This window comes from Mycolicibacterium arseniciresistens (assembly GCF_030519285.1).
GTDB classification, from domain to species: Bacteria; Actinomycetota; Actinomycetes; order Mycobacteriales; family Mycobacteriaceae; genus Mycobacterium; species Mycobacterium arseniciresistens.
Genome location: NZ_JAUMSQ010000592.1, coordinates 1 through 382, shown reverse-complemented (window position 1 = coordinate 382; position 382 = coordinate 1). Strand labels below are relative to the sequence as shown.

2 pseudogenes are annotated in these 382 nt (G+C 76.4%); both read right to left on the bottom strand.

What is annotated here, in order from left to right:
* Nucleotides 1-149 (bottom strand): annotated as a pseudogene (locus Q2100_RS31680) (UDP-N-acetylmuramoyl-tripeptide--D-alanyl-D-alanine ligase); the annotation flags it as partial.
* Nucleotides 146-382, bottom strand: a pseudogene (locus tag Q2100_RS31675) (UDP-N-acetylmuramoyl-L-alanyl-D-glutamate--2,6-diaminopimelate ligase); the annotation flags it as partial. The pseudogenes Q2100_RS31675 and Q2100_RS31680, both read right to left, overlap by 4 nt.

The window sequence follows — 382 nt, the reverse complement described above, 5'->3', positions numbered from 1 at the left end:
AGCGCCAGGAAGAGCCCACCCGGGGTGACGGCGCGCGAGTCGAACTCGACGGTCCCGGTCACCCGGGTCGCCGCGGCGGCCTCGGGGGTGACGTCGGCCAGTTCGCCGCCGACGATGCCGGCGATCTCGGCGAGGCTGAGCGCGATCATGCGCCCCGCCCCGATGCGACCAGCGACTCGGCCAGTTCGTGACGGTCGTCGAAGGGCCGGGTGCGGCCCTGGCTGGTCTGGCCGGCTTCGTGACCCTTCCCCGCGATCAGCACGACGTCGCCGGGCCGCGCCCACGCCACCGCGCAGTCGATGGCGCCGCGCCGGTCCCCCACCTCGAGGATCTCGGCCGCGGTCCCGGCCTCGCGCGCGCCCGCGACGATGGCCGCCCGGAT